Here is an 18,589-nt window from a genome sequence, read left to right as displayed (position 1 = left end):
CCGGAAATGAGTGAGCCCCCTGCGGCCGGACCGGAGGGGGCTCACCCGTGCTCTCACTGCCTTACGGCACGACCTCGACGGTGTCGCCCGGGTTGAGGTAGTTGAAGAATTCGCGCGCCCCGTCCGGTGTCATCCGGATGCAGCCGTGCGACTTCTTGTCCACCGGTCCGATGTGGAAGGCGATGTCCCCGTTGAAGAACACCGCGTACTCCATCGGAGCGTTGTGCATGGTGCTCCAGTGGAACGGCTCCTTGAACGACACATGGAAGACGCCCGGCGGGGTCTCGTATCCGGGCATCCCGTGCGAGATCGGGGTGGGGCCGAAGACGACCTTGCCGTTGTCCATCAGCCACGCCTCATTGCTGCCGAGTTTGAGGCAGGCGCGGGTACCCGCCGTCTGGCACGGCGCGTTGACATCGCTGGGCGCGATGCCGGGGATGATCGCGGGAACACCGGGCACGTCCGGCCCGCCGGGCCACAATGGTTCGGCTTGCGCGGGCACCGCCGCGATACCTGCGACCGCGACTCCGGCGAAGACCGCCGATCGCGCCGCCAAGCCGAGGGAACTTGTGCTCATCATCGAGTTTCGACCCTCTCCTAGCCTCGGCCCGCCACCCTGTTCAATGCCGCCTGTCAGGGCAAAGGGACATTCTTCATCGGAACGAGAATGGGACCACTGGGTACCGGTGATCATTCTGACTGGTGCGAAGGGAGATTTGCGATATAAGCCGCCCCAGGCGCGCCGACAGGCCCGCTCGACATTGCGGTCACTCGGCATCACCGCGCTGCCGAGCGTGCCGGAAGCACCGCCGCGGCCCCGAGATCACCGAATCGGCGGCAGCGAGCGCTCATTCGGGTCGACGCCGGTCGGCCGGTGCGCGCCATTGTTCGGGACATTCGGGCGCGGTGCGTTGGCGGATCCGCGAATCTGCTGGTCGTCGGGCGGATTGTCGCAGTAGTTCCAGCGGCTGAAGGTGGGCACGGTGGCGATGAACGGCGGCACGGTCCGGGTCGGGTACTGGCAGAACGGTCGCGGCCAGGCGTCCGCGATGGTGTAGAACTCGCCGTCATGGACGGGCACGCCTATGGCCGAGGTGCCGATCACCAGCGCCGGGAACAGCGCGCGCAGCGCGGGCAGCCGCAGCAGGGCGGCCCGCGTGATGGCGGCCATGGTGGTCGCCAGGCCCTGGAGCGGATCCATGTTGCGGTTCAGGGTGGCATCGACGACGGACACCTGTTCCGGTGCGCGATCGAGGAATTGCCGCAATTCGCCGTCGGCGGCGCGAGCCTGATCGACGATGGTCGACGCGTTGGCGGTCAGCGTGGCGAGGTCAGGTTGCGCGTGCGAGGTGGTGCCGGCGATGACGCGGAGGTTCTCGATGAGGCTGACCGTCTGCGGCAGCCGGTTGTCCAAACCGGTGGTGGCTATGCTCAACCCGTCGATCAGGCCGCGCAGCTGGTCGGGCCCGCCGCTGAGCGCGACGTCCAGATTCTGGAGGATCACCGCGAGTTTGTCCGGATCGATCTGCGCGATGAGCTCCTCGCTGTCGGTCAGCATCTGCGAGACCGGCATGGGCGTGGTGATCTTGCCGGGATCGAACCTCACCACCTGCCCGTCGTGCAGGTAGGGCGGATGGTCGCTGCGCGGCCGGAAGTCGATGTACTGCTCGCCCGCCGCTGACAGCGCCGCGACCGCGATCTCGGTATCGGCCGGAATCCGGTACCGCTTGTCGATATCCGCGATCGCCGACACCCCGGCCCCGCCGTTGATGATCTCGATCGCCCGGACCGATCCCACCCGATACCCGCGCCAGGTGACGTCGTTACCTACCTGCAGACCGCCGGATCGATCCAGTTGGACGGTGACGGCATAGGTGCTGCCCGTGGTGCGCACCCGCGCCACGTGTATCAGCAGATAACCTGCCCCGACGGCGAGTAGCAGGATCAGAGCCAGGTTCGACAACAGTGTCCTATGCCCGCGCAGCACGCTCAAATGGCCCGCCTCCACCGCTGATCAGCATTAATAGGGTCGATGCATAGCAAACATCAGGCGAAACTGCGCGCAATCTAACCACAGTCGTGGCGGGGAGCGCGGCACGGGCGTCGATATCCGCTCGGCCCGCCGGCGACGACAACGGCGCAGGCAGCCACCCCGTCCGCGAGCCATGGTGGTCGTCTCGATCGACGACCGCGAACCCGACCCGACCGGCGTACTCCGTCATATCCCGTGCGGCCCTGTGCCGCTCCCGATGCCCACCCTCGGGTCATTGACGTTGGTCGTATCGAGCCGATGCGCCGTTACCACGTTCACACAGCCGATATCGGCGTCGAAACCGCTGTCGAGCAACGGTTTCGGCTGCCCGGCGAGGTGCTCGACACGGATGCGATATCACCGCGAGAGCCACGCGCTCCGCCGGTGGTACGCGCATCACTTTCCCGATCGTGACACGAGACCGGGTCGTTCCGGCGGATCTGGCAGCTTGCTGCCAGCCGGGCGGATCCGGCCTCACCGCTTCTTATCTTCAGCGTATGCACATCAGTTTCAGCGACGAACAGGACCGGCTGCGCAAGCGGCTGCGCGAGTATTTCGCCGACCTCGTCACTCCCGAGGTCCGGGCGGCCCTGCGGCCGGGTCCCGGCGGCGAGCACGGGGACGGCACCGCCTACCGGGACGTGGTGCGCCGGCTGGGGACGGACGGATGGCTGGCGCTGGGCTGGCCGGAAGAGCATGGCGGGCAGGGGCGTCCGATGCTCGACCAGCTGATCTTCCTGGACGAGGCCGCCGCGGCGGGCGTGCCGCTGCCGTATCTGACGGTCAACACGGTCGGGCCGACCATCATGCGGTACGGCACCGAGGAGCAGCAGGCCTTCTTCCTGCCGAAGATCGCCCGTGGCGAATTGCACTTCTCCATAGGCTATTCCGAGCCGAGCGCCGGAACGGATCTGGCCGCCTTGCGCACTCGCGCCGAACGCGACGGGGACGAGTACGTCATCAACGGCGAGAAGATGTGGACCAGCCTCATCGAATACGCCGACTACATCTGGCTGGCGGCGCGCACCGATCCGAGCGCGGGCAAACATGCCGGGCTGTCGATCTTCATCGTTCCCACTGCCTCGCCGGGGTTCTCGTGGACCAAGGTGCACACCATGGCAGGTGTGGGCACCAGCGCCACCTACTACTCCGACGTCCGGGTGCCCGCCGCGAACCTGGTCGGCGGTGAGAACCAGGGCTGGGCGTTGATCACCAATCAGCTCAATCACGAACGCGTCGCTCTCGCCTCGGCCGCGCCCTTGCAGGAGTCGCTGCGCCAGGTGACCGCGTGGGCGCGCGCCACTGTCCTGCCCGACGGATCCCGGGTCATGGACGCCGAATGGGTGCGGCTGCACCTGGCTCGCGTGCACGCCCACGCGGAGTATTCGAAGCTGCGCAATTGGCGGACCGCGTGGGCGGCCGATCGCGGCGAACTCGGCCCGGCGGATGCCTCCGCCACCAAGGTGTTCGGGACCGAATACGCCACCGAGGGATATCGGCTGCTCATGGAGGTGCTCGGGGCCGAGGCGGTGATCCGGGCCGATTCCCCGGGCGCGCTGCTGCGCGGACGCATCGAACGCTTCCATCGCTCCGCGCTCATCTTGACCTTCGGCGGCGGCACCAACGAGATCCAGCGCGACATCATCGCCAAGACCGCCCTCGGCCTTCCGGTCACCCGCTGAGAAGAGGAGTAGCACAATGGATTTCGATCTCACCGAAGCACAGCGGGAACTGTCGGGGTTGGCCCGCGAAATGCTCGCCGACTGGGCCGAACGCCATCCCCGGCCAGGTGACACCGGATTCGATCCGGAGTTGTGGAAGGCCGCGGCGAGTGCGGGGCTCCTGGAGGCGGCCCTGCCCGAGCGCGTCGACGGCGGCGGCTACGGACTGCTGGAACAGTGCGGTGTGCTGACCGAGATCGGCCGGGCCGTCGCCCCCGTACCGTATTCCACGAGTATCGCCGTGGTCGCGGCGACGCTGGCCGAGTTCGGGGACGACTCGCAGGTGGAGCGCTGGGTTCGGCCGCTGCTGCGCGGCGAGACGACGGTGGCGTCCGCGCTCGCCCGCGACTTCGTCTCGGTCGAGTCCGAGCGTGATGCGAACGGCTGGCGTGTCCAGGGTTCGCAATCGGTGGTGGCGGCCGGTGCCTTCGCCGACGGATTCCTCGTCGAAGCCCGCGCGGGTGCGAATTCGATTCTGCTCCTGCTGGATCGGGGCGTCGACGGTCTCACGGTCACCACCCAGCACGCGGTGAACGGCGCCGACGCGGCCTTGCTGGAACTGCGTGACGTCCTGGTGCCGGCCGAGCAGGTGATCACCGCGCCCGACGCCCCCGGCTGGGCCGGTCGTCGCGCGGCCCTGGCCGCCTGCGCGCTCCAGCTGGGCATCCTCGAACGCGCCCTGGAAATGACCTGCGAATATGCCTGCACCAGAAAGCAATTCGACAAACCCATTGGGTCGTTCCAAGCGGTGCGGCAGCGCCTGGCCGACGCCTATATCGACGTCGAGGCCGTCCGCCTCACCCTCTGGCAGGCCGCCTGGCGCGAGTCCCACGGCCTGCCCGCGGAATCCGAGATCGGCGTGGCGAAATTCTGGGCCGCCGAGGCCGGGCACCGCGTCGCGCACACCGCCGTTCACATTCACGCCAGCACGGGCATCTACCTCGACTACCCGATGCAGCGTTACTTCACCGCCGCCAAACGCGCCGAATTCGAGGCGGGCACCGCCACCACGCACCTGCGCCGGCTCGGCGCATACCTGGACGCCGACGTGCCGTGAGTGGACTCGACGGGGGCGGGCGGGCGCCGCCGCCTCGATCGGCGGCGGCCATCCCACCTACATGAGCCGTATGCGCACCCCTCGTACGCACGCGGACATGACCCATCGCTCGCGAATGCCCGGGGTGTTGCAGGCCCCGGGCATCCGCGCGGTTGCACGCTCCCACGGGCCGATAAAAAGCGAATAAATGTTCTCTATTGCGGGGCGGGTCCGGGCGCGAACAGCGTTGCCGGCGTGGGTGCGGGCAGCCCGGCCCGGCGGAAGATCTCGGCCGCGTCGGCGTGCTCCCGCGCGGCCGCCTCGATATCGCCGCGGGCCGCGCGTGCGGTCGCGCGCAGGGACAACGCCCGCGCGCGGTCCAGGGGATCGGCTGCCTTGGCCAGCAGCCGCAGCGCCTCGGTCGCCTCGTGTTCCGCGGCAGCGTCGTGCCCGGCCCGCAGGTGGATCTGAGCCAGCCGGGTGCGGGCCCAGCCTTCCCACAGACGCACGCCATTGCGATGGGTCATGCGCACCGCGTCCTCGGCCAACTGCAGGGCGAGTTCGTGCGCACCGAGCATGGACCGGGTGGCGGCCAATTCGTGGGTGGCCCAGCCCAGCGCGACCGCGTTGGACGACTCCTGGGCCAGCGCGATAGCGCGCTCGGCCACGGCTACCGCCTCCGCGTACTGACCGGATTCGCAGAGCGTGCGGGTGGCCAGCGCCAGAATCCACGCCTCCAGCGACCGGTCGCCCAGCGCTCGCGTCCAGGCGATGGCGTTGGCGTAGTGCCGGTGTGAGTCCTTGGTATTGCCGGTGCGCCGATCCGCCACCCCGAGCAGTATCTCGGCCAGCACTTGCAGGCGTCGCTCGGCGTCGTCGGCGGGCTGCGAAATGGGTTGCAGGAACTCCAGACTCGCTTCCACCTCGCCGAGTCCGATCTGCATCATGGCGCCCAGCGCCACCCGCAGCCGCCGCGCACTGGACTGGTCGCCGTCGCGAATCGCGGTCTCCAGCAGGGCTTTCAGGCTGTCGGCGAGTTCGCGGGCCCGGCTGCCGGTATCCATCAGCTCCGACATCACCCAGGCCAGATCGGCCGCCAGCGCCACCGCCCGGCCGCCCAGGCGCGCCGCCTGCCGGTGCAGCGCGATGATCACCGGCCGCTCGATATCGTTCCAGGACTGGCCTTCCGCCCCGTCGGCGAAGGTGTGGCCGGACACCGTGGTGGGCACCAGCAGCAGCGTGGTGTTGCTGTAATCCAGTGCCCCGAGGAGGTTCTTGGTGCTGGCCAGGTAGTAGTCCAGCAGCCGGATGACGATCTCCGACTCCCCTTCGCCGGTATCGCGGCCGGCGGTGGACCCGGCCAGCCGGGCCGCGAACAGGCGCAGCAGGTCGTGGAAACGGTAGCGGCCCGGCGCGGGCGTCTCGAGCAGGCTCAGATCCACCAGTGATTCGCACACCAGCTCGGCGCGCGGCACCGGCACACCCAGCACCGCGGCGGCGCCGTCGAGGGGAAAGTCCGGGACATCGGCGCGGGCCAGCGTGCGAAACGCCCTGGCCTGTTCGGTATTCAGCTGTCCGTAGCCGAGCCGGAAGGCGGTCTCCAGGGTCAGATCGCCGGTCTGCAACACCTCCAGCCGCTGACTCTCATCGGCCAGCCGTTCGGCCAGCGAGGCTATGGTCCACTGCGGCCGCACCGCCAGCCGCGCGCCGACGATCCGTACCGCCAGCGGCAGGCAGGCGCACTGCTCGATGACCGCGTAGGCCGCATCCCGCTCGGCCGCGACGCGTTCGGCGCCGAGAATGCGGGTCAGCAGCGTCATGGCCTCCTCTCGCTCCAGCACGTCGAGGCGGGTGCGCCGCACCGCGGGCAGCTCGGTGAGCGCGGAGCGGCTGGTGATCAGCACCGCGGTCCCGGGCGTGCCGGGCATCAGCTGCGACACCTGGGCGCTGTCGCGGGCATTGTCGAGCACCACCAGAATCCGCTTGTCGCTCAATAGGGTTCGCAGCTGCGCGGCCCGATCGTCCACGGTCGGAGGGATATCGCCCTCGGCGACGCCGAGCCCGCGCAGGAAGCCGCCCAGCGCGTCCCCGGTCGGCATGGGCTCGGGGTCCACGCCGCGCAGGTTCACATACAGCTGGCCATCCGGGAAGCGGTCGCGCACCCGATGGGCGATGTGCAGTGCGAGGGTCGTCTTGCCAACCCCGCCCATGCCGCCGACCGCCGAGATGGCCACCGCCGGTCCGCCGCCGGTGAGCTGGGCCGCGATCTCCTCGGCGACGCGGGACCGACCGGTGAAATCGGCGATGTCGGGCGGCAATTGGGCCGGAGTGACCGTCGCGCGGGCCGGGCGCGGCACCGGCGGCAGCTCGGCGCGCAGGATGCGCCCGTGCACCTCGCTCAGCTCGGGCCCGGGCTCCACGCCGACGCCGTCGACCAGTGCCCGGCGGGCGCGACCGTATTCTTCCAGCGCCTCGGCCTGGCGGCCGGAGTGATACAGCGCGGTCATGAGCAGCGCGCGGAAACGCTCACGCAGCGGATGCTCGTCGATCAGCGGCCCGAGTTCGGTGACGGCCTCGGCGCTGCGGCCGGTCTCGATATCCAGGGCGAGGCGGTCCTCCAGAATGGACAGCCGCCACTGCTCGAGCCGGGCCCGCTGCCGCTCGGCATAGGGCCCCGGCAGCCCGCCGAGGGCCGCGCCCTGCCAGCGGGACAGCGCCGACTCCAGGGTGTCGCGCGCGGTGACCGGATCTTCGTATCGCAGCCGCTCGGCCGCCGCGACCTGGTCCTCGACCTCGTGAATGTCGATGCGGCCGGGCGGTAGTCGCAGGGCGTAGCCGTCGCCGACGGAGATCAGCAGGGTGGAGGGTCCGCGATTGACGCGGTCGGGTTCGAGTTCGCGGCGCAGCTTGGCCACGTGGGTACGCAGCGCGGGCACGGCCCGCAGGACCGGGTCCTCGCCCCAGATCCCCTCGACGAGTTCGGCGGCGGTGACCGCCTTGCCCTCGCGCAGCAGCAGTGCCGCGAGCACGGCGCGTCGCTGCGGCGGACCCAGATCCAAGGGCGTGTCCCCGCGCCACGCGCGAACTTCGCCCAGTACGGCAAACCTCAACAAACCGACCTCCCCGTTCGGCAGGGTAGAAGGGCCTCGACAGTAACGATTCGCCGCCTGTCCTGCACCGATTCACGCCTCCCATCATGGAATATCGGGCCCACCGCCCGGGACCTTCCCCAATCCTGCACGTCGTCCCCGGCCATCAGCGGCTCATCGGCCGCTTCCAGGCGGCGCGTCCGAACCTGATCCCGGGTGGCTCACCCGGGCCGGCGCACCCGATCGTCTGGAGGCGCCCCATGCGGCTGAAGTCCGCCACCGTTATCGCCGTTCACGCCCTGGGACTGGCCGCGTGCGCGGCGCGGCGCGCGTCCACCGGTCCGGGTGCGCCACACCGATCGAAACTGGACGGCCGGTACGGCCCGGGGTCTCAGTAGTAATCGCCGAAAAGGCAACGGATGTGGCGTAGCCGCTGGTAGTCGGGGTGGCGAGGCTACGGGGTCGTCTTGTTGAGGTGTCGGTAGATAGCGGGGCGGGTGACGCCGAACTCGGCGGCGATCTCGTCGACGGTGTAGCGACGTTTGCCTTGTTCGTCGAGTTCGTCGTACATCTGCTGAGCCAGTTGCACCTGGCGAGGTCCGAATTTGGGTTTCTGGCCGCCACTGCGTCCCCGGGAGCGGGCGGCGGACAGGCCGTCGCCGGGTGCGTTCGGGCATCAGGGCGTTTTCGAATTCGGCTATCGCGCCGAGGATTTGGAAGAACATACGGCCGACGGCGGTGGAGGTGTCGATGCCTTGATCGAGCGCCACCAGATCCGCATCGCGGTCCTCGGTAATCGTTACAGATTCGATGGGAGCCGACCTGCGGGAATCTCCAGTCGCCGAATGCGTTTCGCGAACCAACGTTGTCGAGACGCTTGGAGTCCGCTGTTCATGTCAGGTCGACTGGGGGTGGGGTGTGCGCAGTGTCCGGCGATGCGCTGCCGGGCCCTGGCCGAACCAGCGTCGGCAGGCCCGGCTGAGCGCGCTCTGTTCGGTGTATCCGAGTTCCCTGGTCAGGTGGGTGAGGCTGATGTCGGTATCGCGCAGATAGCGTTCGGCGGTCTCTCGTCTGACCGTGTCGACGAGTGTGGCGTAGGTGGTGCCTTCTGCGACGAGGCGGCGCTGCAATGCTTTGGGATGGAGCGCGAACTGCCCCGCGATCAGTTCCAGGGGCACGGTGCCGGTGGGCAGGAGTTGGCGGACGATCGCCCGTGCCGATCCCGTCACCCCCGGTTCGCGGCCGCCCACGATCATGTCCAGGTACCGCACCACCGCTTGATGTGCGAGTTCGTCACGTGCCAGCGGGCGGGCGAGGTCTGCGCTCCGGATGGCGAATCCGGCCGATCGTTGCGCGAAATGCGGTGTGGCGCCGAAGTATTGCAGGTACGTATCCGGCGCGGTGAGCGGGTCGTGCGGCAGGCGCACCGCCAGTGGCGTGTAGGCCGCGCCCAGCAGAAACCGGAGCACCCGCAGCACCGTGCCGAGGGCCAGCTCGATGACTTGCGGATGCGGCGGGAGGTCGTCGACGAGGATGCGGAACTCGAAGAACGAACGCGCCGGATCGTCGTCGAAGGGCGCAATGTGGGTGGCGATCGCGGGACTGTAGGCGGCCAAATAGGTTTCGAACACGGCGAAGGCGTCTGACACGCTTCCCGCGGTGCGTGCGGCGACACCGACCGGCCCGAGGATCTCGATGCCCTGCCGCTGCGCCAGCCGCCGGCCGAAATCGGGCACGCCGAGTTGCGCCGCCGCGATCTCCACGGCGTGCACGACACGCCGGAACGGCAGGAACGTCTCGCCGTTGCCGATGTCCTCGGTTCTGATGCCGGCGCCGCGCAAGAGTTCGGCGGGGTCGGCGCCCAGATCGACAGCGAGTGGGCCATACCCGGACAACGCTGTGCTGCGGATCACAGACATGTCCTTGATAGTTAAATGTTCGTCCTCTGCTGTCAAGACCGATGTGGTGTGAGTCACCAATCATGAGCATTGTTGATGACGCGCCGCCGGCAGGGCCGACGGTCGATCCCGCGGAAGGAACCAAACCCGATGACCTTGAAGACCAACCCTGTTCCAGTGAAGACCAGCTCCGGAGCTGCGCTGCCGTGTGTCGCGTTGCCGCAGGGCGAGCTGCTGACGGTCAACGAACGGAACGTCCCGCTGATTCATGACTCCCTCGGCCCGGGGGTGCACTTCAAGCCCCTGCGGCTGGACCTCGAGGCCGGTGTGTGGGTGGTGCTGGCGACCTTCAGCCCGGGTTCGAAAGTGCCGTTGCACTATCACACCGGTGTCGCGGAGGCGTACACGCTGTCGGGCAGCTGGCATTACCTGGAGTACCCCGACCAGTTGCAGACCGCGGGCTCGTATCTGTACGAGCCGGCCGGGTCCGTGCACACCTTCGTCTGCCCCGAGACCAATACCGAGGACACCACGCTGTTCATCCGGGTCGAGGGCGCCAACGTCAACTTCAGCGAGGACGGCGGGTTCCACTCCATCCTCGACGCTGTCACCATCCGGTACCTCACCCACGAGCTGGCGGCTGCTCAGGGCCTGGGCCCGGTCGACTACCTCGGCGGCGGCGCGGCCGGGTACATGGCGCGCGAGTCCTGAAAGCGCCGATCGAGTCCCTTTCTCCGCGCGTCGACGACCACAGACGCGATCACCTATGTAAAGGAAAGTTATGACCACGACAGCACGCCACATCGACCCTACCGAGCAGCAGGTGCAGACGTTCGTCGCCGCCGCCCAGGACAGCGATACGCCGGTAGTGATGGTGAACCTGCTCGCGTTCCACGACACCGGCGGGCGGGACAGCTACCAGCGATACGGCGCGGAAGTGCAGCCCCATCTCGACCGGGTCGGCGCCACGATCGTCTACGCGGGCGATGCCGCCCAGGTCGTCATCGGCGGCGAGGACAAGCCGTGGTGGGACATGATCCTTATCGTGGCCTACCCGTCGCGGGCGAAGTTCCTCGAGATGGTGCTCGATCCCGGCTATCAGGAGATCGCCGTGCACCGCACCGCTGCGCTGCAGACCTCCGGCCTCATCGCGACCGAGCCGTGGCCGGTGCCGTTCTGATGGCCGGTTCGGTCGTCGATCTGCAACGCCGACAGATCGTCGTCGGCGACGTCCGTACGCCGGTGCTGATCGGTGGGCTCGCGGCTGCCGATCAGGCCGAGGCCGTCGTGTTCGTCCACGGAAACCCGGGCGGTGGCCGGGACTGGCTGCCCCTGATGGCGCCGGTCAGCGAGTTCGCTCGCGTCGTCGCCCCGGACATGCCCGGCTTCGGTGGCGCGGAGAAACGCGCCGACCAGGACTACACCGTCACCGGTTATGCCGACCATCTGGCCGGGGTGGTGGACGCTCTCGGCATCGAGCGTGTCCACCTGGTGGCGCACGACTTCGGCGGCCCCTGGGCGCTGACCTACGCCGCCGCCCACCTGGACCGCATCGCGAGCCTCACCCTGATCAATACCGGGGTCCTGCTCGACTACCGCTGGCACCGCGCGGCGCGGGTGTGGCGCACCCCGGTACTGGGCGAGTTGTTCATGCGGCTCGCCGCGCCACCGCTGGCCCGTGCGCTGATCGCCCACGACAACCCCGGCCTCGACGATCGCAGCGTGGCCGAGATCGCCGGACACATCCGGGCATGGGGCACCAAACGGGCGGTGCTGCGGCTTTACCGCTCGACCACGCAGGAGTCGATGAACCGCCTGGCCGAGACGCTACGCCCGGCCGACCTGCCGTGCCTGGTCGTCTGGGGAACCGCCGACGACTACATCCCCGCCGTGCAGGCGTCGCGACAGCAGACCCCTTTCCCGTCCGCTGAGATCCACACCATTCCCGGCGCGGGGCACTGGGTGTGGATCGAAGAGCCCGAACGAGTCACCGAACTCGTCGTGCCCTACCTGCGCGGGCGCATCACCCGAAACACAGCGCCGTCCTGACCGCGCGAACGACCCCATCACGAAAGGCACCATGATGCTGACCCGCCCACCCGTCCTCGCCAGGACAAGCACTGCACCGCAGCCTGGTATGGCATCCCCGCACACGGTCGACTTCGGGGGAGGGGCCCGGTGAAGATCAAGAACCTTATCGGCCAGGTCGTGGTCGTTACCGGTGCCGGCAGCGGCATCGGCCGCGAACTCGCCCTACGATGCGCTCGCCGGGGCGCACGGCTGGCCCTCTGCGACCTCAACCCCGAGGGGCTCGACCAGACGGTCGCCGACGCCCGCGCCGCCGGCGCCACCGAGGTGTACGCCCAACCGGTGAACGTGGCCGACGCCGAACAGATGACCGCTTTCGCCAAGGCCACAACGGCCGCACTCGGCACCCCGGATGTACTGATCAACAACGCGGGCATTGCCGTCATCGGCGGCATCATGGACACCACCCTCAGTGACTGGGACCGGCTCCTCGGGGTGAACGTCCTGGGCGTCGTGCACGGTGCCGCCGCGTTCGTACCGGACATGGTCAGGCGCGGCAGCGGGCACGTCGTCAACCTCTCCTCCGCGGCGGGCGTGCTCGCCAACCCGCAACTGGGCGCCTATAGTGCCTCGAAGTTCGCCGTCTTCGGCATGTCCGAGGCGCTACGCATGGAACTGCGACCCCACGGGGTCACGGTCACCACGGTGTGTCCGGGCATCGTCAACACCGCCATCACCCACACCAGCGCCTACCGCGGCGGCAACGCCGACGCGCGGCGAGCGAAGACGACCAGCAGCTACGCCAAACGCGGCTACACGGCCGACCGCGCGGCGGCGAACATCCTCAAAGCCATCGACCGCGGCAAGGCGGTCGCGCCGATCACGCCGGAGGCGCACGTGATGTACACGCTGTCGCGACTGGCTCCACCACTGGCCAGGTGGCTGTCCAACACCCTGGCCACCATCGCGAAATGAGTTTCTCGAGTACGCCGAAGAAGTCGATGTTCTCGCTGTGCGGCGGGCGCATGACCACGGCCAGGCCACCTGGCGGCGGAAACCTGACCTCAGCCTGAAACTCCTTCCCTCGGACAGGTGGGTGGTCATGCCGAGCTGGAACCGGCCGTAGGGGTGGTGTTGGACCGGAACAACGGGCTTGGTGCGCGGCGTTCGTTGTCGCTGATCAGATCGTGGAACTGCGGGTCTTCCAGGACGGCTTGCAGCAGAAGGGGATTGATGTGCACCATCGCCGATTGCAACAGGCGCAAAGCGAGCATCGACGCCTCGGCGTGCTCATGGTCGGCGCGGGTGAGCTGGGAACCCTTGCCATAGAACACGACCGTGTTGGCGGAGTTCCAGCTCTCCACCACCTGCAACCCGCTGTTGATCTCCGTTCTGAGTTCCTCCGATGCCAGCGGCTCCACGCCGTACCCGCCGTAACGCTGGTGGTACTGGGTTACGCGACCTCACCAGTTTGGGACCCTGTCCGCCACGTAACCTGAGGGCGTGGCAATCAGCGACACGTCGCGCGACGCGGCGCGGCCGGGAATCGCGCTGGCCACCGTCACCGGGGTCCTGTTCGTGACCTTCCTCGACACCACCATCGTCAGCGTCGCGCTGGCCGACGTCCGCTCCGAGTTCAGCACCGATGTCGTGCTGCTGCAGTGGGTCGTCAACGCCTACACGCTGGTGTTCGCCGGACTCATGCTCGCCGCCGGATCGCTCGGCGACCGCTGGGGACGCAAGCGGGTGATGATCGCTGGACTGGCGATCTTCTGTGCTGGATCGGTGATTTCGGCGCTGGCCACCAGCGTGGCGACGCTGATCGCCGGGCGCGCGGTCATGGGGGTGGGAGCGGCCGCCTCCGAGCCGGGCACGCTGTCGGTGCTGCGGCATATCTTCCCCGATCCCCGCATGCGCGCCAAAGCGCTCGGGGGATGGGCCGCGGTATCCGGGCTCGCGCTGGCCGCCGGTCCCGTGCTCGGCGGTGTTCTCGCGGATGCGTACGGCTGGCGGTCCATCTTCTGGTTCAACCTGATCTTCGGGGTCGTGGTGCTGACGGCCGCGCTGCGGTACGTGCCCGAGAGCGCGGATCCGCGACCGGGGCCACTGGATTGGGCCGGGTCGCTGTTGGGCGCGCTCTTTCTGGGATCGGTGATCTACGCCGCGATCACGGGGGAGAATCGTGGGTACGGCGCGGCCCCGGTGGTCACGCTCTTCGCCATCGGCGCTCTGGCCTTCCTCGCTTTCGTCGCGGTCGAGAACCGGGTTCGCAACCCCGTCTTCGACTTTCGCTATCTGCGCCTGCCGTCGGTGCGCAGCGCACTGCTGGTCGCCTTCGCCGTCTACTTCGGAGTCTTCTCGATCTTCTTCTTCACCGCGCTGTATCTGCAGGTGATGATTCACTATTCGGCCGGGCGGACGGCGGCGGTGTTCGCGCCCATGGCCGTCGCGATCATGGCCGGATCGCTGGCGGCCGGATTGTGGGTGGCCCGCACCGGCGCGCGGACTCCCATGATCGTCGGCTGCGTGCTGGGCGCGGGCGGAATCCTGCTGACCCGCCATTCCCTCGATGGGACAGTCGAATTCACGCCGCTCGCGGTGACATTGGCGATCGCCGGGCTCGGCTTCGGCATCGCCGTCGTGCCCTTGACCTCCGCGGTACTGGCCGGTGTCCCCGGTGAGCATTCCGGCATGGCGGCGGCGACGACGAACACCATGCGCCAGGTCGGCGCCGCGGTGGGCGTCGCGGTGCTCGGTTCGCTGGTCAACGGATTCCTCACCGCCGACCTGCGCACCCGCCTCACCGAGCTGGGCCTGCCCGCCAACCTGCAACCCATCGCCATCGACGCGGTCGAACGCGGCCGCATCCCGCCTGGCGTGGATCTGGCCACGGCCATCAAATACGCCCCGCACGTGAACGAGGTCCTCCAGACCGCGACCGTCGCGTTCCATCACGGACTCGATGTGGCCCTGCAGGTTTCGGCGCTGGCGATCCTGACAGCGGCGGTATACACCGCGGTCACCGGCGACGACGCCGACTCCGCGCGATGGTGGCGCGAATTGCCCCCGGCCGCGGGAGCCTTCGTCATGGCGACCGGAATCATCTCCGTCGGAACGCATCTCACTGGATACGAGACGGTCTCCCAGCTCCTGCTGGCGCTCGCGGGGATCGTCTGGCTGGTGCTGGCGGCCGATTTCGTCTCCCGGCGGCTGTGGAATCACCAACGCTGGCAGAGCGAGGCCAATACCCCGGGCGCGCTCACCGCGGTGGCGGCGACCACCGTGCTCGGCACCCGCCTGTCCCTCCTCGGCTGGCACGTCGCGGCCACCACCCTGCTGGCCGTCGCGGCGGTGGTGTGGCCGGTATTGCTGGTCATGGTGATGCGTCACTGGAATCGGCGCATGCCCGGAGCGGTCTTCCTGGTCTGCGTCTCCACCGAGGGCCTGGCGGTGTTGGCGGCCACGCTCGCACACGCGGGTGTCGGTGACTGGCCGGCCGTCGCGGCCCTCGTATGCTTCTTCCTCGGATTGCTGTTGTATCCAGTGGCATTCGCGCACTTCGACCGGGCGGAGATCTGGCGCGGTTCGGGTGACCAGTGGGTCATGACCGGTGCCCTGGCGATCTCGACGCTGGCGGGCTCGAAACTCGCGGCCTGGCCGCATTGGACGGGAATCCCACACACGGTGCTGCGGGCCGCGACCGTCGTGCTACTCGCCATGAACCTCCTCTCCTACGTGATTCTGGTTGTGGCCGAGCTGATTCGGATCCGTCCGGGGTACAGCGTGCGGCGCTGGGCGACGGTGTTCCCGCTCGGCATGACGGCCGTCGCGGCCCTGTCCACCGGCACGACCCTGCATGTGGCCTGGCTCGGCACCCTCGGCCGGGCGCTTCTCTTCGTGGCCGGCGCCGTGTGGGTGCTGGTCGTGGCCGAACTCGTGGCCACCCGCCGCCCAGCCCGGCCGGAATCCTCACCGGCCTGAGTCCACGGCCTTCCTGAGCACGGGGAGGTGATCGCGTAAATCGATTGCGCCTGAACCGGTTCGCCCGGCACCATCATCGGCATGTTCGCACAGCCCATCGCCGCATTCTCCGCAGTCGCGGGCGCGATGGCTGCTGCCTCGGTGGTCTTCGCATTCGACGGCGCACGACGCTGACCTTCTCCGGGACGTCCCGGGACCTCAGACGGGGAAGGTCGGCTCGCTGCTGAGGTCCCCTCGAAAACGTGCTGTTTCCTTGAACAGCAGCTCAGATGGAGAACCATCATGGCCAAGCAGGCCTACGTCCGCACCAAGCCGCACCTCAACATCGGCACCATGGGACATGTCGACCACGGCAAGACCACGCTGACCGCCGCCATCACCAAGGTGCTGGCCGAGCGGGGCGGCACCGCCTTCGTCCCGTTCGACCGGATCGACCGGGCGCCGGAGGAGATCGAGCGCGGCATCACCATCAATATCTCGCATGTCGAATACGAGACGGCCACACGGCATTACGCTCACGTCGACATGCCGGGGCACGCCGACTTCGTGAAGAACATGATCACCGGCGCGGCCCAGCTGGACGGGGCCATCCTGGTGGTATCGGCCGACGACGGCGTTATGCCGCAGACCGCCGAGCACGTGCTGCTGGCCCGGCAGGTGGGCGTCGAGCACATCGTGGTCGCGCTCAACAAGGCTGACATCGCCGACGCTGAGCTGCTGGAGCTGATCGAGCTCGAGGTGCGAGAGCTGTTGTCCGCCAACGGCTATGACGGCGATGGCGCTCCCGTGGTGCCGGTGTCGGGGCTGCGGGCGCTGGAGGGCGACGAGCATTGGGCGGTCCAGTTGCTGCGGCTGCTCGACGCCGTCGACGACCACGTACCGATGCCGGAGCGCTACACCGACGCGCCGTTCCTCATGCCCGTGGAGAACGTGCTCACCATCACCGGCCGCGGCACCGTGGTGACCGGCGCGGTGGAGCGCGGACGAGTGGAGGTGGGCGACAGGGTCGCCGTACTCGGCTTCGGCGGTACGGTCGAGTCGGTGGTCACCAGCCTCGAAACCTTCGGCCGGACCATGGAATCGGCCGAGGCCGGCGACAATGTGGCGCTGCTGCTGCGCGGTGTGCAACGTGGGCAGGTGGCACGCGGCCAGGTGGTCGCGGCGCTGGGCAGCATCGCGGTGCACAGCGGTTTCACCGCGCGGGTGCGGCTGCTGACGGCGGCCCAGGGTGGTCGGCGCACGCCGATCGTCAGCGGCTACCGCCCGCAGTTCTTCGTCCGCACCGGTGATGTCTCCGGACAGGTGGTGCTGCCGGCGGGCCGCGCCATGCCGGGTGAGACCGTCGACGCGTCGGTCACCCTCGACCGCGCGATCCCGTTGGAGCCGGGCCTCGGCTTCGCGGTCCGTGAGGGCAACCTCACGGTCGCCGCCGGCACGGTCCTCTCGGTCGAGGGCTAACCGCCACCGGATCCCGGTCCGTGCCTTCGTGGCTCGGACCGGGATTCCGTGTTTCGGCCGAGCGCCGGCCATGGAGGGTGGCCGGGATTCTCTGTTCTGGACGCGCTTCGTCGCGGACGATGAGGTCCATGGAACGTGGGCAGCCGATCGGGGCGTTCCAGGCTCTCAGCGTTTGAGCCCTTGAGCGCCGGCGATCAACCGCTCCATGACCGAGCGGGGCAGGATCCGACGGATCGCGAACATCAGCGGAGCATTGCTTCCCACCGCGTACAGCGGTTGCGGCCGATCCGAGTTGACCGCTGCCACAATGGTTTCGGCAACCTTCTCAGGTGGAATGCCCTTGTCCATCTGGCTGTCGAGCTTCGCCATGAATGTGGTGAAGTCCGAAGTGTGGGGTGAACCTTCGGCCAGGTATTTCATGCGCCGCTCGCTCAGACCGGTGTTGATCTGGCCCGGCTCCACGGTGGTGATCCAGACCCCGAACGGCGACTCCTCGAACCGCGCCGCGGTAGCGAACCCACGCAGCGCGGCCTTGGTCGCCACATACGAGGACCGGTAGGGCATCGGAAAGCTACCCAGCATGGATCCCACCATGACAATCCGGCCGTATCCACGCTCCCGCATGCCCGGCAGCACCGCCTGCGTCAATGCCACGGCGCCGAACACATTGAGCTGGAACAGTCTTTCGATCGCCTCACGCGGCAGCTCGGCGAGCGGCCCGGCCTGACTCTCTCCGGCGTTGTTGATCAGTACGTCGACCGCGCCGAGCTCGGTGGTGAACCGCTTGATCGAGTCCAGATCGGTGATATCCAACGCGCGGTACTCGACGCCGGGCACCCGGTCGGCCACGGCGATGGAGTCGGGGTTGCGGCTGGTGCCGATCACCTTGTGCCCGCGCGCCGCGAACGCGGCGGCAGTGGCCTTGCCGATGCCGGAGGACGCACCGGTGACGACCACGGTGCGGGTCGGATTGCTGCTCATAGACAGCACGCTAGCGGGTGTGGCGGGGCTCCGGCCAGGAGGCGGGCGGTCGCTGGCGTGGGATTTCCGGCCACGAGCGGAAGACCGAGGTGCAGCGGGCTCGGCGACATTCCGTGGCTGACCCGTCGGTAACCGATCGGACGCCGAGCCACAGGCCGACACCGAATGCGGGTGCCGCCAGAGCGGGAAGGAGCAGGAGGACGGTGGAACTCATGGTGGGAAGACCTCGATTGCTGGTCGTCGTCCGGACCGGATGTGGATGAATCGCACGGTGGCACCGGCTGTTACGTGACAAATCGCGGACGCACCGGAAAACGCATCATCGGCGGCGTGCGAATCTGGCGGATGCGCCACACCAAACGGTC

At 68.5% G+C, this 18,589-nt stretch carries 15 protein-coding genes and 1 pseudogene; 8 read left to right on the top strand and 8 right to left on the bottom strand.

All coding sequences use genetic code 11. The annotated features are described in order from the left end of the window. Positions 1-61 precede the first annotated feature (61 nt). Positions 62-577, bottom strand: a complete 516-nt coding sequence (locus tag GLP40_RS23915) for a L,D-transpeptidase (protein ID WP_196054766.1) — start codon at positions 575-577, stop codon at positions 62-64. Positions 578-823: 246 nt separating this feature from the next. Beyond that, positions 824-1,987 (bottom strand): MlaD family protein, encoded by a 1,164-nt coding sequence (locus GLP40_RS23910; RefSeq protein ID WP_328290590.1) that lies wholly within the window; start codon positions 1,985-1,987, stop codon positions 824-826. A 542-nt stretch (positions 1,988-2,529) separates the two neighbouring features. Between GLP40_RS23910 and GLP40_RS23905 the strand changes: the two genes are divergently transcribed. Together GLP40_RS23905 and GLP40_RS23900 are read left to right on the top strand one after the other, a co-directional pair. Then, on the top strand, positions 2,530-3,714 hold the full coding sequence (locus GLP40_RS23905) for an acyl-CoA dehydrogenase family protein (RefSeq protein WP_154790224.1): 1,185 nt from the start codon (positions 2,530-2,532) through the stop codon (positions 3,712-3,714). A gap of 16 nt (positions 3,715-3,730) precedes the next feature. Further along, positions 3,731-4,810, top strand: coding sequence for an acyl-CoA dehydrogenase family protein (locus GLP40_RS23900; RefSeq protein ID WP_154790223.1), 1,080 nt, complete (start codon positions 3,731-3,733; stop codon positions 4,808-4,810). 194 nt (positions 4,811-5,004) lie between these two features. Here the strand turns inward: GLP40_RS23900 and GLP40_RS23895 are convergent, their stop codons facing one another. The 4 genes and pseudogenes from GLP40_RS23895 to GLP40_RS23885 form a co-directional block, all read right to left on the bottom strand. After that, positions 5,005-7,899, bottom strand: coding sequence for an AfsR/SARP family transcriptional regulator (locus GLP40_RS23895; protein WP_154790222.1), 2,895 nt, complete (start codon positions 7,897-7,899; stop codon positions 5,005-5,007). A 433-nt stretch (positions 7,900-8,332) separates the two neighbouring features. Further along, positions 8,333-8,467, bottom strand: coding sequence for a TetR family transcriptional regulator (locus GLP40_RS34050; protein WP_328290579.1), 135 nt, complete (start codon positions 8,465-8,467; stop codon positions 8,333-8,335). 79 nt (positions 8,468-8,546) lie between these two features. Beyond that, a pseudogene (locus tag GLP40_RS35120) lies at positions 8,547-8,741 on the bottom strand (recombinase family protein); the annotation flags it as partial. Between the two features lie 33 nt (positions 8,742-8,774). After that, on the bottom strand, positions 8,775-9,833 hold the full coding sequence (locus GLP40_RS23885; protein ID WP_407671655.1) for an AraC family transcriptional regulator: 1,059 nt from the start codon (positions 9,831-9,833) through the stop codon (positions 8,775-8,777). 93 nt (positions 9,834-9,926) lie between these two features. Here GLP40_RS23885 and GLP40_RS23880 point away from each other — a divergent pair, with 93 nt between their 5' ends. The 4 genes from GLP40_RS23880 to GLP40_RS23865 all read left to right on the top strand — a co-directional run bounded on the left by GLP40_RS23880 (position 9,927) and on the right by GLP40_RS23865 (position 12,779). Beyond that, a complete protein-coding gene (locus GLP40_RS23880; protein ID WP_154790221.1) occupies positions 9,927-10,487 on the top strand; it encodes a 2,4'-dihydroxyacetophenone dioxygenase family protein in 561 nt (186 codons plus the stop codon). A 70-nt stretch (positions 10,488-10,557) separates the two neighbouring features. After that, a complete protein-coding gene (locus tag GLP40_RS23875; protein WP_154790220.1) occupies positions 10,558-10,956 on the top strand; it encodes a DUF1330 domain-containing protein in 399 nt (132 codons plus the stop codon). Then, complete coding sequence (locus GLP40_RS23870) at positions 10,956-11,825, top strand: alpha/beta fold hydrolase (RefSeq protein ID WP_154790219.1); 870 nt, start codon at positions 10,956-10,958, stop codon at positions 11,823-11,825. Before GLP40_RS23875 ends, GLP40_RS23870 begins: the two co-directional genes overlap by 1 nt. A 129-nt stretch (positions 11,826-11,954) precedes the next feature. Further along, entirely contained in the window at positions 11,955-12,779 is an 825-nt protein-coding gene (locus GLP40_RS23865) for an SDR family NAD(P)-dependent oxidoreductase (RefSeq protein WP_328290578.1), read from the top strand. Positions 12,780-12,904: 125 nt separating this feature from the next. Here the strand turns inward: GLP40_RS23865 and GLP40_RS23860 are convergent, their stop codons facing one another. Continuing rightward, positions 12,905-13,225, bottom strand: a complete 321-nt coding sequence (locus GLP40_RS23860) for a Tn3 family transposase (protein ID WP_154790218.1) — start codon at positions 13,223-13,225, stop codon at positions 12,905-12,907. An 82-nt stretch (positions 13,226-13,307) separates the two neighbouring features. On the opposite strand from GLP40_RS23860, the gene GLP40_RS34045 reads away from it, so the two are divergent. Then, on the top strand, positions 13,308-15,785 hold the full coding sequence (locus GLP40_RS34045; protein WP_328290577.1) for an MFS transporter: 2,478 nt from the start codon (positions 13,308-13,310) through the stop codon (positions 15,783-15,785). 282 nt (positions 15,786-16,067) lie between these two features. Further along, positions 16,068-17,243 (top strand): elongation factor Tu, encoded by a 1,176-nt coding sequence (tuf, locus tag GLP40_RS23845; protein WP_154790217.1) that lies wholly within the window; start codon positions 16,068-16,070, stop codon positions 17,241-17,243. A 165-nt stretch (positions 17,244-17,408) separates the two neighbouring features. On the opposite strand, the gene GLP40_RS23840 is transcribed toward tuf, so the two are convergent. Beyond that, on the bottom strand, positions 17,409-18,224 hold the full coding sequence (locus GLP40_RS23840) for an SDR family oxidoreductase (protein ID WP_154790216.1): 816 nt from the start codon (positions 18,222-18,224) through the stop codon (positions 17,409-17,411). Positions 18,225-18,589: the final 365 nt, after the last annotated feature.

The organism is Nocardia aurantiaca, from assembly GCF_009708175.1.
GTDB lineage: Bacteria > Actinomycetota > Actinomycetes > Mycobacteriales > Mycobacteriaceae > Nocardia > Nocardia aurantiaca.
Note: the sequence above shows the minus strand (reverse complement) of the source record. Positions and strands in the feature narration are given on the sequence as shown.

Excerpts from the sequence above, each read along its gene's own strand:
- GLP40_RS23915 (WP_196054766.1), bottom strand. The coding sequence starts at position 577 with ATGAGCACAAGTTCCCTCGGCTTGGCGGCGCGATCGGCGGTCTTCGCC.
- GLP40_RS23905 (WP_154790224.1), top strand. The coding sequence starts at position 2,530 with ATGCACATCAGTTTCAGCGACGAACAGGACCGGCTGCGCAAGCGGCTG.
- GLP40_RS23900 (WP_154790223.1), top strand. The coding sequence starts at position 3,731 with ATGGATTTCGATCTCACCGAAGCACAGCGGGAACTGTCGGGGTTGGCC.
- GLP40_RS23880 (WP_154790221.1), top strand. The coding sequence starts at position 9,927 with ATGACCTTGAAGACCAACCCTGTTCCAGTGAAGACCAGCTCCGGAGCT.
- GLP40_RS23875 (WP_154790220.1), top strand. The coding sequence starts at position 10,558 with ATGACCACGACAGCACGCCACATCGACCCTACCGAGCAGCAGGTGCAG.
- GLP40_RS23870 (WP_154790219.1), top strand. The coding sequence starts at position 10,956 with ATGGCCGGTTCGGTCGTCGATCTGCAACGCCGACAGATCGTCGTCGGC.
- tuf (WP_154790217.1), top strand. The coding sequence starts at position 16,068 with ATGGCCAAGCAGGCCTACGTCCGCACCAAGCCGCACCTCAACATCGGC.
- GLP40_RS23840 (WP_154790216.1), bottom strand. The coding sequence starts at position 18,224 with ATGAGCAGCAATCCGACCCGCACCGTGGTCGTCACCGGTGCGTCCTCC.